Raw genomic sequence first — 21,159 nt, 5'->3', positions numbered from 1 at the left:
CGCTCACAGTGGCCCGACTGGCTTGTCACATAATGTGTTGTAACAAATCTTCAATGGCGTTGAGCCAGGCAATTTATAGAGGAAATCACTCTAGGGATGCGGGTTTTATATGGAAGTTTCGTAGGTTTTTTCGCGCACAACATGACGAGGCAATGTCCGGTAATCCCTGGCGGCGATATATACTGCGCGCCATTCTTCAAGGGAGAGCCGTGTGGCCATCGATATTCACTGGATTCGCGACAACGATAGCCTCGGCCAGCATTGCGCCGAATGGCAACAATTGCCGTTCGTAGCCCTCGACACCGAATTTATGCGGGTCGACACCTTTTACCCGATTGCCGGCCTGATCCAGATTGGCGACGGCACGCGGGCGTACCTGATCGACCCGTTGACCATCGACAACTGGCAGCCCCTGGCCGACCTGCTGGAAAACCAGACGGTGGTCAAAGTGCTGCATGCCTGCAGTGAAGACCTTGAGGTTTTACTGCGCCTGACCGGCAGCCTGCCGGTGCCACTGTTCGACACCCAACTGGCAGCCGCCTATCTGAACCTGGGCTTCTCCATGGGCTATTCGCGCCTGGTCAAGGAAGTCCTGGATATCGATCTGCCCAAGGGCGAGACCCGCTCCGACTGGTTGCAGCGTCCGTTGTCGGAAACCCAGATCAGCTACGCCGCCGAAGATGCCGTGCACCTGGCTGAAGTCTACAAGTTGCTGCATCCGCGCCTGTCGGCGGAAAAGTACCGCTGGGTGCTGGAAGATGGCGCCGAACTGGTCGCCAACCTGCGCCGCGAAACAGATCCTTACGAGGTGTACCGCGAAGCCAAGCTGGCGTGGAAGCTGTCACGGGCCCAACTGGCGGTATTGCGTGAAATCTGCGCCTGGCGCGAGCACGAAGCCCGTGCCCGGGACCTGCCGCGCAACCGCGTGATACGCGAGCATGCATTGTGGCCTCTGGCCAAAACCCAGCCTGATAACCTGGTGGCACTGGCGCGCATTGAAGACATGCACCCGCGCACCGTGCGTCAGGACGGTGAGTTTTTGCTTGATCTGATCAAGCGTGCTGGCAGTCTGCCGCCGGAACAATGGCCGCCCGCCGTGCCCGAGCCGTTGCCGGTTGAAGCCGCGTTGCTGATCAAGCGTCTGCGTGCCATTGGCCAGGCTGAAGCTGAGCGCCTGAACATTGCGCCGGAACTGATGCTGCGTAAGAAAACCCTGGAAGCCCTGCTTAAAAGCGGCTTCCCCAATGGCCCTTATCAATTGCCGGAATCACTGCGCGGCTGGCGCCGTGAGTTGATGGGCCAGGCCTTGCTCGATTGCCTGGCCACCGCTGGAGAACTGTCTTGAAACGTATTTGCTCGATCTACCGCAGCACCAAACGCAACGAAATGTACCTGTATGTACTCAAGGCCGATGCCCTGGAGCGCGTGCCGGAACCGCTGATGCTGGCTTTTGGCAAGCCGATCCACGCCTTTGATCTGGTGCTGACGCCCGAGCGCAAGCTGTCGCGCGAAGACATCACCAAGGTTCTGGAAAACCTCGAGAGCCAGGGCTATCACCTGCAAATGCCGCCGGCCGAAGACGAATACATCGAGCACTTGCCTGAAGAGCTGTTGCGTCGCAACGACCCGATGTAAGTGCGGCGCCAGGTGCCCGGTTCCGGGCGCCTGTCTGAAACGGACTCATTTTGATTGGCGCTGGCCGAACGCGACGGGGCAAACCTCGGCGACGGGCGCTGGCAGTGTTTTGGAAAGGTTAGAAACATGCGCGTCCTGATTGCCGAGCACGATTACCCGCTGTACACCCAACTGCTGCAGCGCCTCGCCCCGGATCTGCAACTGCAGTCCAGCGGCGATTCCGAGGAACTGTCGCGCATGGCCGGTGAATGCCCGGTGTGGCTGGGCCAGCCGGACCTGCTGGCGACCCTGCTGCGCCAGGGCCACAAGCCTGCTTGGTTGCAGTCGACCTGGGCGGGCATCACACCGTTGTTGGCCGAAGGTCTCAAGCGTGACTATCGACTGACCCGCGCCGTGGGTATTTTTGGTCAGGTGATGGCTGAATACGTGCTGACCTACATGCTCGGCCACGAGCGTGAAGTCATGGCCCGGCTGGTCAGCCAGGTCGAGCGCAAGTGGGATAACCGCATGGGCCAGAGCCTGGTCGGGCGTAAGGTGCTGATCGTCGGGGCCGGGGATATTGGCCAGACCGTGGCGCAGTTTCTGCTGCCTTTTGGCGTTGAGTTGCATGCCATCGCCACAACCGCCCGCGAGCTGGCACCGTTCAAGGAAGTGGGTGTGCTCAGCGACTTGCCGCGCCTGGTGGGGCAGGTGGATTACGTGATCAACCTGTTGCCCAACACCCCTGACACCCATGATGTGTACGATGCCGAGCTGTTTGCGCAGTTCAATCCCAATGCCGTATTCATCAATGCCGGGCGCGGTGTGTCCGTGGTTGATGCCGATCTGGTCGAGGCTTTGCGCGTGGGGCATCTGGCGGGCGCGGTGATTGACGTCTGTCGTCAGGAGCCGCTGCCGGCCAAGCATCCGTTCTGGACGGCCTGGGGCTTGCTGTTGACCGGGCACAGCTCGGCGCCGACCTCGCCACCGATGATGGCCCAGCTGTTTGTCGACAATTTGCGTGCGTATCAGGCGGGTGAGGCATTGCGTGGCGAAGTGGATTTCGACCGCGGTTACTGATCCTGTAGATACTCTGTTGCCGGTCAAACCACTCCTGTGGGAGCGAGCCTGCTCGCGAAGGCCATTCGCGAGCAGGCTCGCTCCCACAGATGAAGTATTCCTGTAGCCGGGTTACAGGCTGAAATCGCCTTCAGCCACCAGCTTGCTCAGCGGTTCGCGCTGGCTTGGCACTTCCTTGGCTTGCAGGTAATCCACCAAGCTCGACTTGTCACCGATCTTGCCGATCGCAACCATTGCCTGAACTTGGTAGCCCTCAGGGATTTTCAGCTCCTGGCGCGCCCGTTCAAAATCCAGCCCGCTCATGCCGTGGGTATGCCAGCCGCTCAGGTGGGCCTGCAGGGCCAGGTGGCCCCAGGCGGCGCCAGTGTCGAAGGCGTGGGTCGGTGCGGGTTTTTCTTCGGTGGTGCCCGGTGCCGCGAAGGTGGTCTTGGACACAATCACCACCAGTGCTGCTGCATGCTTGGCCCAACCCTGGTTGAACTCCACCAGCAGGCTCAGGTAACGGTCGAACTCCGGGGTGCCGCGCAGGGCGAACAGAAAGCGCCAGGGTTGTGCGTTGTAGGCCGACGGTGCCCAGCGTGCCGCCTCAAAAAAGCTCAGCAGGGTGGCTTTGTCGATGGTCGCATCGGTAAAGGCGCGGGGCGACCAGCGCTGGGTAAATTGCTCGTGAATGCTGTGATCGGCTTTACGGCTGCTAGCAGGCATGGCGGTTTCCTGAGGTAAATGTAACGGCTCAATTCAGGGGCTAAAACTACTGGGATGCCGTCAAGCTGACAAGTCTGACGACAAGCCCTTGGCCCGCGGGGTCTTGGGCACTAGACTGGCGGCCTTTTCCACTCCCTGATGTTGATGTTTGAACCATGGCCGCAATCGTTGAACCGTTCTGGATCCGCAAAACCCTCGATCAACTTGATCAGGAGGAATGGGAGTCGCTGTGCGACGGCTGCGGATTGTGCTGCTTGCAAAAGCTCGAAGATGAAGACGACAACAGCGTCTACTACACGCGCATCGCCTGCAAACTGCTCGATCTGAAAACCTGCCAGTGCACCGACTACCCTAATCGTCGTGATTCAGTCCCTGACTGCATTCAGCTGTCGCCGGGCAAGGCCGAAGAGTTCAAGTGGCTGCCGCCGACTTGCGGCTACCGGCTGGTGAGCGAGCGCAAGGACTTGCCGCTGTGGCATCACCTGGTGTGTGGCGACCCGGACGCTGTCCACCATGAGCGCATTTCACAGTCCGGGCGCATGCTGGCCGAAGGCAGCGTGCCTGAAGATGACTGGGAAGATCATTTGATTTTCCGCGCCGGTTAAGTGCCGGAGCGGTTTGCAAGGAGTGTGTATGCCGCTGCGTTATCGATTGCCCCTGGGTTTGCTGCTGTTGCTAGCGGCGGGCCCGCTGTGGGCTGGGCAAAAAGTGGCGCTCGATTACCACGTACAGTTGTTGCCCAAAAGCGATCAGGCCGAGGTGCGGATCACCCTGGCCGAGGGTTCTGCTGTGCGCAGCCTGGATTTCGACCTGGGCGCGCCGGGCAGTTACAGCGACTTCAAGGCCGACGGGCAATGGCAACTGAGCCCCGACCCGGTCCATAGCCGGGGCCTGTGGCATCCGCCAGCGGGCAGTGCCAGCCTGAGTTACCGCGTCCGCCTGAACCAGCCGCGCAAGAACGGCACGTACGACACCCGGATCACGCCTGACTGGGCGTTGTTTCGCGGTGAGCAACTGATCCCGCCTGCCAGCCTCGATCAGCAGGATGGGGTCGAGCTGGTGTCGCGGCTTGAATTCGAACTGCCCAAAGGCTGGAAAAGCGTTGAAACCGCTTGGCCGCGTATCGGTAAAAACCGCTTTCGTATCGATGATGTGTCGCGTCTGTTTGATCGCCCCACCGGCTGGATGCTCGCGGGTAACCTGGGCAGCCGCCGCACCACCCTGGGCGAAACCGAGGTCACGGTGAGCGCACCCAAGGGGCAGGGCATGCACCGCATGGATGTGCTGACCCTGTTGACCTTTGTGTGGCCGCAGGTGCAGGCGGTGTTCCCGCGCAACCCGCCCAAGCTGCTGATCGTCGGCGCGGGCAGCCCGATGTGGAAAGGCAGTGCAGCGGGGCGCAACTCGATCTACCTCTATAGCGGTTTGCCGCTGGTCAGCGAGAGCGGTTCAAGTCCGTTGTTGCGCGAAGTGGTGCAGTTGTTCAGCGGCATCAACGATGAGCCGGGGCATGACTGGATCGGCGAGGGCCTTGGCGAGTACTACGCCATCGAACTGCTGCGCCGCGCCGGCGGCATGAGTGATGAGCGTTACCAGACCCTGCAGCACAAGCTCAACGCTGCCGGTAAAAACGTGACCCGCCTGCGCGGTGAACAGGCAAACGCGGCCATGGTTGCGCGGGCAGTCACGCTGTTGCAGGCACTGGACCGTGAAATCCGTTTGCAGACCCACAGCAAGCGTTCGCTGGATGATGTCAGCCAGGCGCTGATGCGCATGGACAAGGTCAATACCGCGAGCTTTATCCAGCTGAGCGAAAGCGTGCTGGGCGGCGCCTCCGAGGTACTGGACAGCCCGCTGTTGCGCTGATCCTAACCCACGTGTAGCAGCTGCCGAGGGGCGAAGGCTGCGTCCGGCGGCGTAGCCGTCGTCAATTTGGCCAATGCGGTTTGTCAGTTACACCGCATCCAGATGATTTACGACCACTTCGCGCTCGAACGCAGCCGCGTTCCTTCGCCAGCTGCTACGGCAGGCATCGCTGCTTTTTTACACCTTCTTTACGCCCCCGCATCCCTCTCGATCTCGATCCTTTACGCCCTGATTCCCCACACTCTCTTCCTACGCGGCAGGTGCCGCCTGGGGAGAGTTGTCATGGGCATTCTGGATGGGGTGTCGCTGCTGCTGGCAGTGGCGCTGTTCGTTTATCTGCTGGTTGCGCTGTTGCGCGCAGACCGGAACTAGGAGCGGGTATGCACAGTTATGACTATGGGCTGATGCTTGCCTTTTTTGCCCTGGTGCTGTTGCCCGCACCCTGGCTGGGGCGTTTTTACTACAAGGTGATGGAGGGCCGGCGGACCTGGCTGAGTCCGGTATTGGGGCCCGTCGAAAAGGTCTGCTACCGCATCGCCGGGGTTGACCCGGGCAGTGAGCAAAGCTGGCAGAAGTACACCCTGGCCCTGCTGGTTTTCAACCTGACAGGCTTTGTGTTGTTGTTCGCCATTTTGCTGTTTCAGTCGTACTTGCCACTCAACCCCCAGCAGTTGCCGGGGCAGGAGTGGACGCAAGCGTTCAATACCGCGGTGAGTTTTGTCACCAACACCAACTGGCAGAGCTACAGCGGTGAAGCCAGCCTGAGCTACTTCAGCCAGATGGCCGGGCTGACCGTGCAGAATTTTGTCAGCGCCGCCACCGGCCTGGCCGTGCTGGTCGCCTTGTGCCGTGGTATCAGCCGCCGCTCGGCGCACACGCTGGGCAACTTCTGGGTCGACATGACCCGGGCCACGCTCTATGGCCTGCTGCCGTTGTGCCTGGTGCTGGCGTTGCTGCTGGTGTGGCAGGGCGTGCCGCAAACCTTTGCCCATTACGTCAATGCCGTAACCCTGCAAGGTGCCGATCAAGTAATCCCGCTGGGTCCGGCTGCCAGCCAGATTGCGATCAAGCAACTGGGCACCAACGGCGGCGGCTTTTTCGGCGTGAACTCGGCGCACCCGTTCGAAAACCCGAGCGCCTGGAGCAACTTGTTCGAAATGGCCTCGATTATTCTGATCCCGGTGGCGTTGGTGTTCACCTTCGGCCATTACGTCAAGGACCTGCGTCAGAGCCGCGCAATCATCGCCTGCATGCTGGCCTTGTTCCTGATCGGCGGCGGCACGGCGCTGTATGCCGAGTACCAGCCGAACCCGGCGCTCAACAGCCCGCTGGTCGAGCAGAGCGCACCGCTGGAAGGCAAGGAAACCCGCTTTGGCACCACCGGCAGTGTGCTGTGGACCGAAACCACGACCTCGGCCTCCAACGGCTCGGTCAATGCCATGCACGACAGCCTCAACCCGCTGACCGGGATGGTGGCACTGCTCAACATGATGGTCGGCGAAGTGATCTTCGGTGGCGTCGGTGCCGGGCTCTACGGGATGTTGCTCAACGTGTTGATCGCGGTGTTCCTCGCCGGCCTGATGATCGGCCGCACCCCTGAATACCTCGGTAAAAAACTCCAGGCCAGGGAAGTCCAGCTGCTGGTGGTGACCTTGCTGGTGATGCCGGTGGGGGTGCTGGTGCTGGGCGCGATTGCCGCCGTACTGCCCAGTGCTGTGGCCTCGGTCAGCAACCCCGGGCCCCATGGTTTCAGCCAGATCCTGTATGCCTTCACCTCGGCCAGTGCCAACAACGGCTCAGCTTTTGCCGCGCTTAACGCCAACACGCCGTTCTACAACCTGATGCTGGGCCTGGGCATGTTGATCGGACGCTTCGGTTACATCCTGCCGGTGCTGGCATTGGCCGGCAGCCTCGCGATCAAGAAAAGCGCGCCGATTGGCCAGGACAGTTTTCCGACCCACGGCCCGCTGTTTGTCGCTCTGCTGACCGTGACCATCTTGCTGGTGGGCGGCCTGACCTTCCTGCCGACCTTGGCCCTTGGCCCCATCGCTGAACAACTGACCCAGGGCTTCTGAGGAGACGAAGATGACTATGCCTGCTCCTGTTTCAAAGTTGACGCCAACGCCTGAAGCCAGGGCCCCTGAGTCGCCGAAGACTTCGTTCGCCGATATCTGGCGTCCGGCGCTGTTGCAAGCATTCGTCAAACTCGACCCGCGCCAGCTGAAACGCTCGCCGGTGATGCTGGTGGTCGAGCTGACCGCGATTTTTACCACGGTGCTGTGTGTTATCCCCGAGCCTGCAGTGCCTACCGGGGTGGCGGTGCAAATCGCTCTGTGGCTGTGGTTTACCGTGCTGTTCGCCAACTTTGCCGAAGCCCTGGCCGAGGGGCGCGGCAAGGCTCGGGCCGATAGCCTCAAAGCTGGCAGTGTGGGCTTGAGTGCGCGTCGGCGCACTGCCACGGGCGGCTTTGAAATCGTCCCGGCCACCCGCCTGCGCAAAGGGGATGTGGTGCGCGTCGAAGCGGGGGGGATGATTCCCGGCGACGGCGAGGTGATTGAAGGGATTGCCGCGGTCAACGAAGCGGCGATTACTGGCGAATCGGCGCCGGTGATCCGTGAATCGGGCGGTGATCGCTCGGCGGTGACCGGCAATACGCGGCTGGTCAGTGACTGGTTGCTGGTGCAAATCAGCGCCAACCCCGGCGAGTCCACTCTGGACCGTATGATCGCACTGGTCGAAGGGGCAAAGCGGCAGAAAACCCCTAACGAGATTGCCCTGGATATTCTGCTGATCGGCCTGACCCTGATCTTTCTGATCGTGGTCGTGACCTTGCAGCCGTTCGCTTACTTTGCCGGTGGCAGCTTGCCCCTGGTGTTTCTGGTGGCCCTGCTGGTGACGCTGATTCCGACCACCATCGGCGGCTTGTTGTCGGCCATCGGTATTGCCGGCATGGACCGTCTGGTGCGCCTCAACGTGATTGCCAAGTCGGGGCGGGCGGTTGAAGCCGCGGGCGACGTGCATGTGCTGATGCTCGACAAAACCGGCACCATCACCTTCGGCAACCGCCGCTGCACGGCGCTGTATGCCTGCCCCGGCGTGACCGCCAAAGAGCTGGCAGAGGGCGCGTTGCGCGCTTCGCTGGCGGACGAGACGGCGGAGGGCAAGTCCATCGTCGAGTTTGTTCGGGGCCAGCACAGCTTGCCCGAGTTACCCGTGTCGGACTTCACGGCCGTACCCTTTACCGCTGAAACCCGCCTGTCGGGTATCGACCACAACGGTCGGGTGTACCGCAAAGGGGCCGTGGATTCAGTGCTGGCGTTTGTCGGCCTCAAACGCGGCGAGCTGTTGCCGGCCCTGTCCCGGGAAATCGACAAGATCGCCCAGAGCGGCGGTACCCCTTTGCTGGTCTGTGCCCAGGGCAAGCTGCTGGGCGCCATCCACCTCAAGGACGTGGTCAAGCCGGGTATTCGCGAGCGTTTTGCCGAGTTGCGCAAGTTGGGCATCCGCACCGTGATGGTGACGGGCGACAACCCGCTGACCGCCGCGGCCATTGCCGCTGAAGCCGGGGTGGATGACGTGCTGGCCGAGGCCACACCGGAGAAAAAACTGGCGCGCATTCGCCATGAGCAAAATGACGGCCGCCTTGTGGCGATGTGCGGTGATGGTGCCAATGACGCTCCGGCCCTGGCCCAGGCCGATGTGGGCATGGCCATGAACGACGGCACCCAGGCGGCCCGTGAAGCCGCGAACATGGTGGATCTGGACAGCGACCCCACCAAGCTGCTGGATGTAGTGCAGATCGGCAAGGAGTTACTGGTGACCCGTGGCGCATTGACCACGTTCTCGATCGCCAACGACGTGGCCAAGTACTTCGCGATTTTGCCGGCGCTGTTTGCTTCGATCTACCCGCAACTGGGCGTGCTCAACGTGATGGGCCTGCAGAGCCCGCAAAGCGCGATTGTGTCAGCCATCGTATTCAACGCGCTGATCATCGTGGTGCTGATCCCGCTGGCATTGCGCGGTGTGCGGGTGCAGGCGGCCAGTGCGGCGCACCTGTTACGCCGCAACCTGCTGATCTATGGCGTGGGCGGGCTGGTGGTGCCGTTTGTGGGCATCAAGCTGATCGACATGCTGCTCACCGCGTTGCATCTGGTTTAAGCATTGGAGGGTTACACCATGAGCACTTGTTTACGTCCGGCCCTGAGCCTGATGCTGTTGATGACCGCCATTACCGGCGTGATCTACCCGCTGACCGTCACCGGCATTGCCCAGCTGGCGTTCCCCGAACAGGCCAATGGCAGCCTGGTCCGTGACAGTGCCGGCAAGGTGCTGGGGTCGGCATTGATTGCGCAGGATTTCAGCGGTGACAGCTGGTTTCACCCACGGCCATCGGCGGGAGCGTTTGCCACCGTGGCCAGTTCGGCCAGCAACCTGGCACCGAGCAACCCGGCTCTGGCGACACGGGTCAAGGACAGTGCCGCCCAGCTTGCCGTGCCGGGCCAGGGGCCGGTACCCCTGGCGCTGCTGACCACCTCGGGCAGCGGCCTGGACCCGCACTTGCCACCAGAGGCAATACGCTATCAACTAGCCCGTGTCGCTGCTGCTCGCAGCTTGCCGGTACAGGTTGTTGAACAGCTGGTGGCGGAGCATATCGAGCGGCCGCTGGTGGGGCCGCCGGTGGTTAACGTGCTGCTGTTGAACAGGGCATTGGCGCAGTTGAAGAGCCCCTCACCCTGACCCTCTCCCGGAGGGAGAGGGGACTGACCGCACGCGGCTTCAAGAAAACCGCATATCAGCTCCCTCTCCCTCCGGGAGAGGGCTGGGGTGAGGGTAAAGCTTTCAGTCACACAATTTATCAGGAACCCCCCCATGACTCATTCCGCCCGCGCCGATGCGTTGCTAGCCGATCTACCGCGCGCAGGCCGTGGCCGGCTTAAAGTGTTTCTCGGCGCGGCACCCGGCGTGGGCAAAACCTACGCCATGCTGCAAGCGGCTCATACGCAACTGCGCCAGGGTGTCGAAGTACTGGCCGGGGTGGTCGAAACCCATGGCCGCGCCGAGACCGAGGCCTTGCTCAATGGCTTGCCCCAGCAGCCCATGCTGCGCTCGGATTATCGCGGCGTGCAGCTTGAGGAAATGGACCTCGACGGCCTGCTTGCCGCCAGACCCAAGCTGGTACTGGTCGATGAGCTGGCCCACAGCAATGCCCCCGGCAGCCGGCATGCCAAGCGCTGGCAGGATGTGCAGGAGCTGCTCGCCGCCGGGATCGATGTGTACACCACGGTCAACGTCCAGCATCTGGAAAGTCTCAACGATCAGGTGCGCGGCATCACCGGGGTCCAGGTGCGTGAGACCCTGCCGGACTGGGTTGTGCAGGAAGCCTACGAACTGCTGCTGATCGACCTGCCGCCCCGGGAACTGCTGGAGCGGCTGCGCGAGGGCAAGGTGTATGTACCTGAGCAGGCACGGGCAGCGATTGATGCGTTTTTCAGCCAGACCAATCTCAATGCTTTGCGCGAACTGGCAATGCAGACCGCTGCGGTGTATGTCGACGATGAACTGGACAAGGGCTATCGCCAGCAGGGGCAATCGGCTCCGGCGCTGCGCGGGCGTTTGCTGGTGGGGATCGACGGCGATACCCATGCCGAGCGCCTGGTGCGGCATGCCAGCCGGGTCGCGGAGCGTCGGCATCTGCCCTGGAGCCTGGTGCATGTGGACAACGGCCGGGCAGGCGACGAGCAATCACGCCTGCGCCTGCAAAGCGCCCAGCAACTGGCTGAGCGCCTGGGTGGCGAGGTGGTGTTGCTGCGTGCCGGTGAAGTGGCTAAAACCCTGATCCAGCATGCCGGCGAACGCCGTGCCAGCTTGCTGCTGGTGGGTCAGTCGCGGTTGACCTGGCGCCGTCGCCTGTTTGGCGGCGGACTGGCGGCGCGCTTGTTGCGTGACGCCCACGGCCTGGAAATCAACGTGCTCGACAATGAGCAGTCCCCTGTACCTGTCACCAACCGCCCGGAACACTCACTGGTGTGGTTCGACTACGGCCTGGCGCTGCTTGCCACGCTACTGGCCAGTGCCCTGGCCTGGGGAGTATCCAGCGTACTGGCGCTGCCCAATATCTCCCTGGTGTTTCTGGCTGCCGTGCTGCTGGTGGCCGTGCGCAGCAGCCTGGGGCCAGCATTGGCCTGTGCGGCGCTGTCATTTCTGGCCTATGACTTCCTCTTTATTCCGCCCAATTTCTCGTTCAGCATCCAGCGCGAAGAAGATGTGCTGACGTTGTTGTTTTTTCTGTTGATGGCGGCGCTCACTGGCAAACTGGCGGCTCGCCAGCGCCGGCAGTTGCAGGCCTTGCGCGACACTCAGCACGAAACCACCGAGCTTCTCGACCTGTCACGCAAGCTTACCGCCGCGACCGACCGCAAGGCTGTGGTCAATGCTGCCGGGCAGCATTTGAGCGGCTGGAAAGAGCTGGACATATGCCTGCTCAATCGCGATGGCAATGGCGGCTGGGACGTTGAAAGCGGCGGGCCGTTACAGTTCTGCGAAGCGGAGCGCGCCGCTGCTGACTGGGCCTGGGCCCACGACCAGCCTGCGGGGAAGGGTACGGGCACTTTGCCGATGGGCCGTTGGTGGTGGTGGCCGATCAGCGCCGAGGAGGGGCCATTGGCCTTGCTCGGAGTGTGCACGAGGCAGGGCCATTCACTAAGTGGCCAGCGTCGTCGGCTACTGATGGCTTTGAGCCAACCCCTGGCCCAGGCACTGGCGCGCGCGCGCTTGGCCCAGGACCTGGAAGCGGCCCGCCTGCACGGCGAAACCGAGCAGTTGCGCAGCGCACTGCTGGCATCGGTGTCCCATGATCTGCGCACACCGCTGACCAGCATGCGCGGCAGTATCGACACCTTGCTGGCCCTGGGCGAGGCGATCCCGTTGAGCGATCGCCGCGAGTTGCTCGAAGGCACCCGCGATGAGGCCGAGCGTCTGGACCGCTACATCCAGAACCTGCTGGACATGACCCGCCTGGGCCACGGTGCGCTCAAGCTGGCGCGCGACTGGGTGTCACCTGCCGACATTGCCGGCAGCGCCTTGAACCGCTTGCGTGCGGTGCTGGCGCCCTTGCAGGTGCAGGTGGATGTTGCGGCGCAATTGCCGCTGTTGCACGTGCATGGCGCCCTGATCGAGCAGGCGCTGGTCAATGTGCTGGAAAACGCTGCGCGCTTTTCACCTCCCCATGGCCAGTTGCAATTAACGGCGGGAGCCGATGAAAGCGAATTGTGGTTTGCCGTCAGTGACCAGGGCCCGGGGATCCCCGAGGAGGACAGGGTGAAGATTTTCGATATGTTTTATACCGCCGCACGGGGCGATCGCGGCGGGCAAGGCACGGGTCTGGGGCTCGCCATCTGCCAGGGCATGGTGGGGGCCCACGGCGGGCGGGTCAGCGTCGGCGAAGGCATCGGCGGGCAGGGTACGTGCATTACCCTGTATTTGCCGTTAAGCCTTCAACCGTGCCCCGAGAATGAAGGTCTGGAAAGTGAAGACTGATATTCTTTGGCTATCCCTCTATTGCGATAACAAGTCATGAGCCAGAGCGCGACCATTTTGGTCATCGACGATGAACCGCAGATTCGCAAATTCCTGCGTATCAGCCTGGTGTCCCAGGGATACACCGTGCTGGAGGCCGCGACCGGGGCCGATGGCTTGAGCCAGGCAGCGCTCGGACGGCCCGATGTGCTGGTGCTCGACCTGGGCTTGCCGGACATGGATGGCCAACAGGTACTGCGCGAGTTTCGCGAGTGGTCAAATGCGCCGGTACTGGTGCTCTCGGTGCGCGCCAGCGAAGCGCAAAAAGTCCAGGCACTGGACGGCGGGGCCAACGATTACGTGACCAAACCCTTCGGCATCCAGGAGTTTCTGGCACGAATCAGGGCCTTGTTGCGCCAGGCGCCTGTGGGCGAAACCCGGGAGTCGGCGCTTGAACTCGGCCCCTTGACCGTCGACCTGGCGTTCCGCCGTGTGCTGCTCGATGGCGTCGAAGTGGCGCTGACCCGCAAGGAATACGCGGTGCTGGCGCTCTTGGCGCGTCATCCGGGGCGGGTCATTACCCAGCAGCAATTGCTCAAGGATATCTGGGGCCCGAGCCATGTCGAAAACAGCCATTACCTGAGAATTGTCGTTGGCCATTTGCGCCAGAAACTGGCGGATGATCCGACCCGGCCACGGTATATCGTGACCGAAGCCGGGGTTGGCTACCGGTTGTTGGACGCCTCGTCCTTTTCGTAACGGTCCAGGGTGTCTTTTGCAATCAGGCGGCCCAGGGCGATCAGCTCCTGGGCTTTGTAGAACTCGAAAAACCGGCACACCCGCTTGGGCACGTTGATCAGGATATCGGGCGGGTAACCGGCGATCTTGTATTGCGCCAGTGAAGTCTGCATGACCTCGAAGCTCTGGTTGATCAAATCCAGCAGCGAGGCCGGGCCGACGTTGTCGATGATCACCGAGCCGGTGGCTGACTTGGGCGAGCCCTCTTCAGCGGCTGGGGAGGCGGTTTGCGGCGTGTCGAGCCAGGGATTGGGCTTTGCCTGGGCCAGCGGCTCGGCCTGGGGGTTGAGCAGTTCCTGTTCGAGGTTGAGCAAGTGCTCGGCCTGTTTGTTGCGAAACGGCATGCGCGAGCCCAGCGAACTCATCAGGTTGTCAAAACGCCCCTTGAAAGCCGCCGGGCGCTGGATCACCGGCAACTGGTAGTGGCTCTGGTGGGTGGAGTTGAGGTTGACGGCGACGATCAGGTCGCAGTGGCTGGACACCACCGGCACGATGGGCAGCGGGTTGAGCAGGCTGCCGTCCACCAGCATGCGGTTGCCCTGCATCACCGGGGTAAACAGGCTGGGGATCGCTGCCGAGGCGCGCATGGCCTGGTGCAGGCAGCCCTCCTGAAACCAGATTTCCTGCTGGTGGGTGAGGTCGGTGGCGACGGCGGTGTAGGGGATGCGCAGGTCCTCGATATTGATTTCACCGACCATATTGCGGATCTGGCCGAAGACCTTTTCACCGCGAATCGCTCCAAGCCGGAAGCTGACATCCACCAGGCGCAGCACATCGAGGTAGTCCAGGCTTTGAATCCAGTCCCGGTACATGTCCAGTTTGCCGGCGGCGTAAATCCCGCCCACCACTGCGCCCATCGAGCAACCGGCGATACAGGCGATTTCATAGCCGCGGCTTTCCAGCTCTTCAATCACGCCGATATGGGCATAGCCCCGGGCACCGCCGGAGCCCAATACCAATGCAATACGTTTTTTCATGAACCCCACCTTCGCCTGACAGTCACTCACAATGCCTTTTTGTGACCCTGAGTGACAGCTTTTGGCATGAACGCGTATCTACCAGCTAGGCTAGTGCCTTGTAGCAATGACGGGTAGGTGTTGCCGGTTTTTTTGATTTTTACGTTGTGGCACTTTTATGCAGGTTGTTCGTCTGAGATTGCACTGAACTTTAATTTCTGAGGAAAACAACATGAAAGCATGGATTTGTGTACCGCTGATCGCGCTGGCGTTGGCAGGTTGTGCGGGGACCAAGGCGTATCGCGACAGTTGTGCGACGAACCTGGATTCGGCCTGGCATGAACTGGACCTGGCCAAGGCGGAAGGCTTCGCCGGGACTGTCAGCTACTCCAAGGCCTTGTCCTTGTTGACGGCGGCCAAGACCCAGCAGCAATTTGAAGCCTTTGAGGGTTGCACCAAAAAAGCCGAGAAGGCGCGTTTCTATATTCGTGAATCCCGCGCCGGGCGTTGAAGCGCAGCGGTAAAGGGGGAGGGTGAGGATGTCTGAGCTGGTTGACCGGATAGTGGCAAACATCGTGCGTCTGGAGGTCAGGTTACTGGCCTGTCAGGCGCGTCTGGAAGCCGATACGGACCCGGAGGCCCTGCACGACCTGCGCACCACTGTGCGCCGCTTGCGCAGCCTGTTGCGGCCTTTGCGCGGGTTGCCGGGGGTTGTGCAACTTGAAATGTCTGCATCCCAGGTTGGCGTGTTGACCACCCCCCTGCGCGATCTTGAAGTGCTGGCGGCACATTTGCAGGCGCACGGCTACACGGCGCAGGCGCAACGCCGCACGCAACAGTTGGCCGGCAGTTATGCCCGGGTGGCCGACAGTGAGCAGTTGGCTCAACTGTTGATGATCCTCGAGGTGTTTCCGCGCTTTTTGCGTGCTGCCGAGCGAGAAGGCCTGCTGCGTGGTTTGCGCCAGCGGATCGCAAAGGTCCTGGAAAAACAGTGGCAAACCCTGGAAAACGCTCTCAATGACCCGGGCCATGACCGCCATCGCGTAAGGTTGCTGATCAAGCGCGTACGCTATGCCGCTGAAGCCTACCCGGAGTTGAACCAGCTGCCGCCCTTGGTGCTGGCGCGCCTCAAGGGGGCACAGCAGGCGCTGGGCGAATGGCACGATGCCTGGCAATGGTTGCTGCAGGCCGGGCAACACGCCGACTTGCAACCCTGTGTGGCGCAATGGCAGGCCACCCTTGAGCACGGCGAAAAACGCGCTGACAAGGCGTTGGTCAAATTGAGTGCGGCTTGCTTTCACTCCTGATCTTTGGCCGATACAGCACTGTGCAGAGTCAGATGGATGGGTAGTATCCCGTCATATTTATCTGTTTCGAGGTGCTTATGCAGTTTTGCGAATTGGTTGCGGCGGTGCGCAACACGCCTTTGGACGTGACCATTCCGGCCGATTGGGGCCAGGGCCGCGCCAGCTTTGGCGGCCTGTTGGTGGCTTTGCAGTACGAAGCCATGCGTGCCCATGTGCCTGTCGAGCGGGCATTGCGCTCATTGGCAGTGAGTTTTGTCGGGCCGGTGGCCGCCGATGTACCGGTGCGTTTCGAGGTTGAGGTGCTGCGCGAAGGCAAGGCGGTCAGCCAGGTGCTGGGGCGGGTGGTGCAGGACGGTCAGGTCATGACCCTGGTACAAGGCAGCTTTGGCGCTGCGCGGGAGTCAGTGGCGAACGTAGACGGCTTGCCTGCGCCTGAGATGAAGGCGCCCGAAGATTGCCCGCTGTTGCCCTATATCAAAGGCGTTACCCCGGAGTTTATGCGTCATTTGTCCATGGCCTGGGCCGTGGGCGCACTGCCGTTTAGCGGTCGTGGAACGCGGGAAATGGGCGGCTGGGTACGTTTTGATGGCGGTGTTGAGGACGAACCTCTGACAGAAACCCATTTGCTGGCGCTGGTCGATACCTGGCCGCCTGCACTGCTGCCGTTACTGAACAAGCCGACAGCAGGCAGCACGCTGACCTGGACCATCGAGTTCGTGCAGCCACTGCCTAGGGTCAGCACGTTGCAGTGGTGCAAGTACCTGGCCGTCATCGAACATGCGCGGGATGGCTACGGCCATGTGGCGGCCAACCTGTGGGGCCCAGGCGGCGAGCTGATTGCGCTCAGCCGCCAGACCGTAGCCGTGTTCGGTTGATCAGAAGGTCTGGCTGTTATCCGTTGCGCTGGTGGCCTTGTGGCCCTGGCGTTGCAGGATCAGGGCCGCAAACAGGGCAACCAGACCGATCACCGCGCTGGTGGCGTTTTCACTGAAGACGCCCGACACCAGCAACAGAAAAGCCACCACCATCATCGGCACTGCGATCAGGTTGATTGCCTGATACGCGGTGTTTTGCTGGCCGTGCGGGTTGGAGCGCCATTGCCAGGCCGGTAGATTTGGATGACGTTTGCCCATGATTGCTCTCCTTGTTCGAGGGTTCAGCCTGGGCTGAACCGGATAAACAAATCATAGATTTATGATCACCCTGCGGCGAATCAACAATGGCTATTGGCCTTATAGCTTTAGTTGACCAATCGCCCGATTCAACTCGCCTGCCAGGGTTGCCAGTTCATTGCTGGTAGTGGCCGAGTCGACGGTCTGTTGCACGGTGTTTTCGGTGACATCGCGGATGCTCACCACTGCCCGGTTCATCTCTTCCGCGACCTGGCTTTGCTGCTCGGCGGCCACGGCAATCTGGGTGTTGCTTTCGCGCATTTGCGCCACGGCGTGAGTGATCTCGGCCAATGCCGCGCCCGCTTCCTGGGCCTGCTGCACGCAGTCGTCGGCCTTGAACGAGCTTTCCTGCATAAAATCCACGGCGTCGCGGGTGCCCGCCTGCAAGGCCGAAACCATGGCGGTGATTTCGTCCGTGGATGTCTGCACGCGTTTGGCCAGGTGCCTCACTTCATCGGCGACCACGGCAAAGCCACGACCCATTTCACCTGCGCGAGCCGCTTCGATGGCCGCGTTCAACGCCAGCAGGTTGGTCTGTTCGGCGATGCTGTGAATCACACTGACCACGCCGTTGATCTTCTGGCTGTCCTGGGCCAGTTGCTGGATCATTTCTGCAGTGGTTTGCACCCCGGTGGACAGGCTGGCGATTGACTGTTGCACGCGGCTGACCACCTGCTGGCCACTCCCCGCCAGGTTGTCTGCGGTTTGCGACAGGTCGCGGGTAGCCCCAGCGTGTTGCGCAATATGGTAGACCGTGGCCGACATTTCATTGATTGCGGTGGCGGCCTGGTCGGTCTCGCTTTGCTGGCCGAGCATGCCGTGGCGCACCTCGTCCATGCTGCTGGCCAGGCGCGCGGCTCCGGCATCCAGTTGCGCGGCGGTTTGGGCCACGGTGTTCACCACCCGCTGGTAACCGGCCTGCATGGCATTGAAGGCGCTGGCCATCTGCCCGACCTCATCGGTACACGCCAGGGGCACCCGGGCGGACAGGTCACCGGTTTTCTCCACATGCAGCATCACGTCCTTGAGGGTGTTGAGCTGGCTCAGCAGGAAGCGGATCAGCAACTGCGAAGCGCAGAGCATGGCCAGCATCAGGATCAGCACGGCGGCGGCATAGTTGGGCAGCCGCTCGACAAACACCTGGGCCAGGCTAGGTGTATGGGCCAGCACGGCGATTTTTTGTCCGTCGTCGCGGGTCAGTACCTCAGCGCCCAGCAGCAGATTGTGGCCGAACAACGGCATGGGATTGATTGAGACCCAGCCGTTGGCGTTGCCCACTTGCGGCAGGGGTTGATCGTTGACGCTGGCGATCTGGTCGGGCGCCAGGGGCAGCAATTGGCTGGCCTCGGGCAAGGGCTGCCCGGCAGGCCAGGCACTGAGCAATTGCGCCTGGGCCCGGGCGTTGGCCTGGGCGGCGTTGCTGCGCGATTGCTGTTCCAGCTGCACGGCGTAGAGCACCAGCAGCAGTGTGGTGACAAAAGCCACCGCGTTGACAGCCCAGAATTTGTATTTGAGCGAGATGTTGCTAAGCCAGGTGCCCATGGGAGGTCTTCTCTGAATTGGCGCAAACAATATTGGCAAGGTGCCATCATTGTGCCGCTATTCAGTGACAATCGTGTTGATGTGGGTCAAAAGAGGCACTGCGTGGGAGCGGGGGTCAGTCTGTCAGTACCGGCAACCCGTAAAACGCCCGCGCACACGCGGTGGTGTGTTCGGCCAGGTCCTGCTCGCTTTCGCCACGGTGCACGGCCACTTCACGCAATACGTCGGTCAGGTAGGCCGGTTCGTTGCGACCATTTTTCGGTTTGGGCCGCAGGGTGCGGGGCAACAGGTACGGCGCATCACTTTCGAGCATCAGGCGACCGCGCGGGATATCACGTACCAGCGGGTGCAGGTGGGTACCGCGGCGTTCGTCGCAGATCCAGCCGGTAATGCCGATATGCAGGTCAAGGTCGAGGTAGCTGAACAGCGCCTTTTTCTCCCCGGTAAAGCAATGCACCACAGCAGCCGGCAAGCGGTCGCGGAAGTCGCGCAGGATTTCCAGCAAACGCTGGTTGGCATCACGCTCATGCAGAAAAACCGGCAGTTGCAGGTCAACAGCCAGCGCCAGATGTTCTTCCAGCACTTTCTCCTGCTGGGCGCGGGGCGAAAAGTCGCGGTTGAAGTCCAGCCCGCATTCACCCACCGCACACACGCCCGGTTCCTTGAGCAGGGCAAGCAACTGGCGGGCGCTGTCGCCGTTCCAGTCACTGGCCGAGTGCGGGTGAATGCCGGCCGTAGAGAACAGCCGCTGGCCGCTTTCGTCCAGCTCGCGGCACAGTTGCAAGGCCTGTTCGCTGCCTTCGACGCTGGTGCCGGTCAATACCAATTGGCACACCCCGGCCGCGTAGGCACGGTCGAGCACGGCCTGGTGTTTGCCGTCAAAGCTTGGGTTGGTCAGGTTGACGCCGATATCAATGAGTTGCATGGTTTTACCTCAGGCCACAGGCGTCGCAGCATATCAGAGCTGTAGATTTACAAGAAAAACCAAGAACTACAGACAGTTATGGTTGTCTTTGAATGCCGCAACAACGCAATGCCCGGTTGTTTAAAGGACGCATTGACTGTTTTGCGCGCTGATTCCAGCGCTTGAAAGCCTCACTTGAGGCAACCGGTTGTCGGGAAACCGACCGGGTGCTGGGCTGTATTCTTTCCGGAGAACGGATGACAAGACCGACGCTATTGATTGCGCTGTGCCTGCTGCTGTTGCCGCTACCGGCACTGGCACGCCTGACCGGACCTTTACAGGTCGGGCAGCCAAGTCAGGTCCGCGATCTGGCGCAAATCCGCAGCAGTCAGGTGTTGCGGGTGCTGGTCAATCAAAGCCGCAACAGCTCGGGCGAGGTGCAGGGGCAGGCGATTGGCGTTGAATACCATCGTCTGCGTGCGTTTGAACGCTACCTCAACAGCCATGCCCGCGATGGCCAGGAAATAACCCTCAAGATCATCCCTAAAGCCAAGGATCAACTGCTGGGCGCATTGTCCCGGGGTGAAGGCGATGTAGTTGCCCCGGGTGAGTTGATCGATTTCAAGCCCAGCCGCGCCATCAGCGCCAGTGATCCGATCGTCGACGATGTGCCCTTGCTATTGGTGGGGGTCAAGGGCGAGCGGCGCTTTACCCGCCTAGAGCAACTGTCGGGCCGCACCGTGGCGTTGACCACCGGAAGTGCGGCGGGAGCCTCGGTCAATTTGATCAATCAAAAACTGGCCCTGCGCAAACTGCCCCCGGTGAAGATTGAGTGGGTAGATCCGACCCTGGCGGTGGAGGATGTGCTGGAGATGGTGCAGGCCGGGATTTTTCATTTGACCATCGTGGAGCGCCCGATTGCCGAGCGCTGGGCCACGCTGATGCCCAAGCTGCGTTTTGACCGCAAGGTGCTGGTCAGCGAGCCCGAGGCCATGCACTGGTATGTACGCCGTGATGCGTCGATGTTGCGGGCCAGCATCGACCGGTTTCTCGATGGCTACAAGGCCCCGGCCGATCAGGATGTGGCCTTTGAGCGGGTATACCGACGTTTGTACCGGGTGCATTACCCGTTGGCCCGGGCCGATCGCCAGCAGCTTGAAAAACTGCGCCCGGTGTTGCAAAAACATGCCCGGCAACAGGGCATGGACTGGTTGAACCTGGCAGCGCTGGCATTCAAGGAGTCTACCCTCAACCCTGAAGCCAAAGGCAGCGGCGGGGCGACAGGGCTACTCCAGATTACCCCCTCGGCCGCCCGGCGGGTGGGGGTCAACAATATTCAAAATGTCGATAGCAATGTGCAGGCCGGTGCCCGGTATCTGTCGCTGATCCGCCGCAAGTTCTTTGCCAGCCCCAAGCTCAACGAGCGTGAGCGCATGGCGTTTGTGCTGGCGGCTTACAACATGGGGCCGGAGCGGGTGCAGGGCATGCGGGCTGAAGCCAGGCGACGCGGCCTGAACCCCAATCAATGGTTCTTTCAGGTGGAACGTATTGCCATGGAGCAGGTGGGAATGGGGGCTGTCAGCTATGTTAATAGCGTGAATAAATACTATTTGACCTTTGACCGGGAGCGGGATTCCCTGGAACCGGCAAAAGCTGAACTGGTCACACGCAAATAATCGAATAATTTGATTGTTTTGTCA

Annotated in this window: 20 protein-coding genes; 15 read left to right on the top strand and 5 right to left on the bottom strand. The window is 61.5% G+C overall.

Going from position 1 to position 21,159, the window contains the following annotated elements:
- Positions 1-211 precede the first annotated feature (211 nt).
- From rnd to HBN79_RS10665, 3 genes are all read left to right on the top strand, one after another.
- Complete coding sequence (rnd, locus tag HBN79_RS10675; RefSeq protein ID WP_095019346.1) at positions 212-1,345, top strand: ribonuclease D; 1,134 nt, start codon at positions 212-214, stop codon at positions 1,343-1,345.
- Positions 1,342-1,635, top strand: a complete 294-nt coding sequence (locus HBN79_RS10670) for a YcgL domain-containing protein (RefSeq protein WP_095002174.1) — start codon at positions 1,342-1,344, stop codon at positions 1,633-1,635. The genes rnd and HBN79_RS10670 overlap by 4 nt, the downstream gene beginning before the upstream one ends.
- Positions 1,636-1,761: 126 nt before the next feature.
- Positions 1,762-2,694 carry a D-2-hydroxyacid dehydrogenase gene (locus HBN79_RS10665; RefSeq protein WP_095002173.1) on the top strand — a complete coding sequence of 311 codons (933 nt, stop codon included), beginning with the start codon at positions 1,762-1,764 and terminating at the stop codon, positions 2,692-2,694.
- A gap of 111 nt (positions 2,695-2,805) precedes the next feature.
- On the opposite strand, the gene HBN79_RS10660 is transcribed toward HBN79_RS10665, so the two are convergent.
- Complete coding sequence (locus HBN79_RS10660) at positions 2,806-3,399, bottom strand: nitroreductase family protein (protein ID WP_016780095.1); 594 nt, start codon at positions 3,397-3,399, stop codon at positions 2,806-2,808.
- 155 nt (positions 3,400-3,554) lie between these two features.
- On the opposite strand from HBN79_RS10660, the gene HBN79_RS10655 reads away from it, so the two are divergent.
- The 8 genes from HBN79_RS10655 (at position 3,555) to HBN79_RS10620 (ending at position 13,539) form a co-directional block, all read left to right on the top strand.
- Complete coding sequence (locus HBN79_RS10655) at positions 3,555-4,004, top strand: YcgN family cysteine cluster protein (protein WP_016780096.1); 450 nt, start codon at positions 3,555-3,557, stop codon at positions 4,002-4,004.
- A 28-nt stretch (positions 4,005-4,032) separates the two neighbouring features.
- Positions 4,033-5,265, top strand: a complete 1,233-nt coding sequence (locus tag HBN79_RS10650; RefSeq protein WP_095019345.1) for a hypothetical protein — start codon at positions 4,033-4,035, stop codon at positions 5,263-5,265.
- Positions 5,266-5,547: 282 nt separating this feature from the next.
- The gene (gene kdpF, locus HBN79_RS10645; RefSeq protein WP_016780098.1) at positions 5,548-5,637 is read left to right on the top strand and encodes a K(+)-transporting ATPase subunit F; all 90 of its coding nucleotides are present in this window, start codon (positions 5,548-5,550) and stop codon (positions 5,635-5,637) included.
- 8 nt (positions 5,638-5,645) lie between these two features.
- Positions 5,646-7,340 (top strand): potassium-transporting ATPase subunit KdpA, encoded by a 1,695-nt coding sequence (kdpA, locus tag HBN79_RS10640; RefSeq protein WP_169916706.1) that lies wholly within the window; start codon positions 5,646-5,648, stop codon positions 7,338-7,340.
- Between the two features lie 10 nt (positions 7,341-7,350).
- Positions 7,351-9,423 carry a potassium-transporting ATPase subunit KdpB gene (gene kdpB, locus HBN79_RS10635; protein WP_169916705.1) on the top strand — a complete coding sequence of 691 codons (2,073 nt, stop codon included), beginning with the start codon at positions 7,351-7,353 and terminating at the stop codon, positions 9,421-9,423.
- Between the two features lie 18 nt (positions 9,424-9,441).
- On the top strand, positions 9,442-10,002 hold the full coding sequence (gene kdpC, locus HBN79_RS10630) for a potassium-transporting ATPase subunit KdpC (protein WP_169916704.1): 561 nt from the start codon (positions 9,442-9,444) through the stop codon (positions 10,000-10,002).
- Positions 10,003-10,134: 132 nt separating this feature from the next.
- Positions 10,135-12,801, top strand: a complete 2,667-nt coding sequence (locus HBN79_RS10625) for a sensor histidine kinase KdpD (RefSeq protein ID WP_095026101.1) — start codon at positions 10,135-10,137, stop codon at positions 12,799-12,801.
- Between the two features lie 36 nt (positions 12,802-12,837).
- Positions 12,838-13,539: a response regulator gene (locus tag HBN79_RS10620; protein WP_095023979.1), complete on the top strand. Its 702-nt coding sequence runs from the start codon at positions 12,838-12,840 to the stop codon at positions 13,537-13,539.
- On the opposite strand, the gene HBN79_RS10615 is transcribed toward HBN79_RS10620, so the two are convergent.
- Positions 13,506-14,555: a patatin-like phospholipase family protein gene (locus HBN79_RS10615; RefSeq protein ID WP_095002166.1), complete on the bottom strand. Its 1,050-nt coding sequence runs from the start codon at positions 14,553-14,555 to the stop codon at positions 13,506-13,508. The genes HBN79_RS10620 and HBN79_RS10615 overlap by 34 nt on opposite strands.
- 211 nt (positions 14,556-14,766) lie before the next feature.
- Here HBN79_RS10615 and HBN79_RS10610 point away from each other — a divergent pair, with 211 nt between their 5' ends.
- From HBN79_RS10610 to HBN79_RS10600, 3 genes are all read left to right on the top strand, one after another.
- On the top strand, positions 14,767-15,045 hold the full coding sequence (locus HBN79_RS10610) for a hypothetical protein (RefSeq protein WP_095002165.1): 279 nt from the start codon (positions 14,767-14,769) through the stop codon (positions 15,043-15,045).
- A gap of 28 nt (positions 15,046-15,073) precedes the next feature.
- Positions 15,074-15,841: a CHAD domain-containing protein gene (locus HBN79_RS10605; protein ID WP_095019094.1), complete on the top strand. Its 768-nt coding sequence runs from the start codon at positions 15,074-15,076 to the stop codon at positions 15,839-15,841.
- A gap of 77 nt (positions 15,842-15,918) precedes the next feature.
- Positions 15,919-16,716, top strand: coding sequence for a thioesterase family protein (locus HBN79_RS10600; protein ID WP_169916703.1), 798 nt, complete (start codon positions 15,919-15,921; stop codon positions 16,714-16,716).
- Here HBN79_RS10600 and HBN79_RS10595 read toward each other — a convergent pair whose 3' ends face one another.
- From HBN79_RS10595 to HBN79_RS10585, 3 genes are all read right to left on the bottom strand, one after another.
- On the bottom strand, positions 16,717-16,974 hold the full coding sequence (locus HBN79_RS10595; protein WP_095002162.1) for a terminase: 258 nt from the start codon (positions 16,972-16,974) through the stop codon (positions 16,717-16,719).
- A 99-nt stretch (positions 16,975-17,073) separates the two neighbouring features.
- Complete coding sequence (locus HBN79_RS10590) at positions 17,074-18,555, bottom strand: methyl-accepting chemotaxis protein (protein WP_169916702.1); 1,482 nt, start codon at positions 18,553-18,555, stop codon at positions 17,074-17,076.
- A gap of 115 nt (positions 18,556-18,670) precedes the next feature.
- Entirely contained in the window at positions 18,671-19,480 is an 810-nt protein-coding gene (locus HBN79_RS10585) for a TatD family hydrolase (protein WP_016780110.1), read from the bottom strand.
- A gap of 236 nt (positions 19,481-19,716) precedes the next feature.
- Here HBN79_RS10585 and HBN79_RS10580 point away from each other — a divergent pair, with 236 nt between their 5' ends.
- The gene (locus tag HBN79_RS10580; RefSeq protein ID WP_169916701.1) at positions 19,717-21,135 is read left to right on the top strand and encodes a transglycosylase SLT domain-containing protein; all 1,419 of its coding nucleotides are present in this window, start codon (positions 19,717-19,719) and stop codon (positions 21,133-21,135) included.
- The last annotated feature ends 24 nt before the right edge of the window (positions 21,136-21,159 follow it).

Origin of the sequence: Pseudomonas sp. WS 5051, from assembly GCF_012985715.1 — a bacterium.
Lineage (GTDB): Bacteria > Pseudomonadota > Gammaproteobacteria > Pseudomonadales > Pseudomonadaceae > Aquipseudomonas > Aquipseudomonas bubulae.
This window is presented reverse-complemented; position numbering and strand designations above follow the sequence as displayed.

What these genes read in the sequence shown, in the direction of transcription:
- HBN79_RS10665 (WP_095002173.1), top strand. Translation starts at nt 1,762, where the DNA reads ATGCGCGTCCTGATTGCCGAGCACGATTACCCGCTGTACACCCAACTG.
- HBN79_RS10660 (WP_016780095.1), bottom strand. Translation starts at nt 3,399, where the DNA reads ATGCCTGCTAGCAGCCGTAAAGCCGATCACAGCATTCACGAGCAATTT.
- HBN79_RS10655 (WP_016780096.1), top strand. Translation starts at nt 3,555, where the DNA reads ATGGCCGCAATCGTTGAACCGTTCTGGATCCGCAAAACCCTCGATCAA.
- HBN79_RS10650 (WP_095019345.1), top strand. Translation starts at nt 4,033, where the DNA reads ATGCCGCTGCGTTATCGATTGCCCCTGGGTTTGCTGCTGTTGCTAGCG.
- kdpF (WP_016780098.1), top strand. Translation starts at nt 5,548, where the DNA reads ATGGGCATTCTGGATGGGGTGTCGCTGCTGCTGGCAGTGGCGCTGTTC.
- kdpA (WP_169916706.1), top strand. Translation starts at nt 5,646, where the DNA reads ATGCACAGTTATGACTATGGGCTGATGCTTGCCTTTTTTGCCCTGGTG.
- kdpB (WP_169916705.1), top strand. Translation starts at nt 7,351, where the DNA reads ATGACTATGCCTGCTCCTGTTTCAAAGTTGACGCCAACGCCTGAAGCC.
- kdpC (WP_169916704.1), top strand. Translation starts at nt 9,442, where the DNA reads ATGAGCACTTGTTTACGTCCGGCCCTGAGCCTGATGCTGTTGATGACC.
- HBN79_RS10625 (WP_095026101.1), top strand. Translation starts at nt 10,135, where the DNA reads ATGACTCATTCCGCCCGCGCCGATGCGTTGCTAGCCGATCTACCGCGC.
- HBN79_RS10620 (WP_095023979.1), top strand. Translation starts at nt 12,838, where the DNA reads ATGAGCCAGAGCGCGACCATTTTGGTCATCGACGATGAACCGCAGATT.
- HBN79_RS10615 (WP_095002166.1), bottom strand. Translation starts at nt 14,555, where the DNA reads ATGAAAAAACGTATTGCATTGGTATTGGGCTCCGGCGGTGCCCGGGGC.
- HBN79_RS10610 (WP_095002165.1), top strand. Translation starts at nt 14,767, where the DNA reads ATGAAAGCATGGATTTGTGTACCGCTGATCGCGCTGGCGTTGGCAGGT.
- HBN79_RS10605 (WP_095019094.1), top strand. Translation starts at nt 15,074, where the DNA reads ATGTCTGAGCTGGTTGACCGGATAGTGGCAAACATCGTGCGTCTGGAG.
- HBN79_RS10600 (WP_169916703.1), top strand. Translation starts at nt 15,919, where the DNA reads ATGCAGTTTTGCGAATTGGTTGCGGCGGTGCGCAACACGCCTTTGGAC.
- HBN79_RS10595 (WP_095002162.1), bottom strand. Translation starts at nt 16,974, where the DNA reads ATGGGCAAACGTCATCCAAATCTACCGGCCTGGCAATGGCGCTCCAAC.
- HBN79_RS10590 (WP_169916702.1), bottom strand. Translation starts at nt 18,555, where the DNA reads ATGGGCACCTGGCTTAGCAACATCTCGCTCAAATACAAATTCTGGGCT.
- HBN79_RS10585 (WP_016780110.1), bottom strand. Translation starts at nt 19,480, where the DNA reads ATGCAACTCATTGATATCGGCGTCAACCTGACCAACCCAAGCTTTGAC.
- HBN79_RS10580 (WP_169916701.1), top strand. Translation starts at nt 19,717, where the DNA reads ATGACAAGACCGACGCTATTGATTGCGCTGTGCCTGCTGCTGTTGCCG.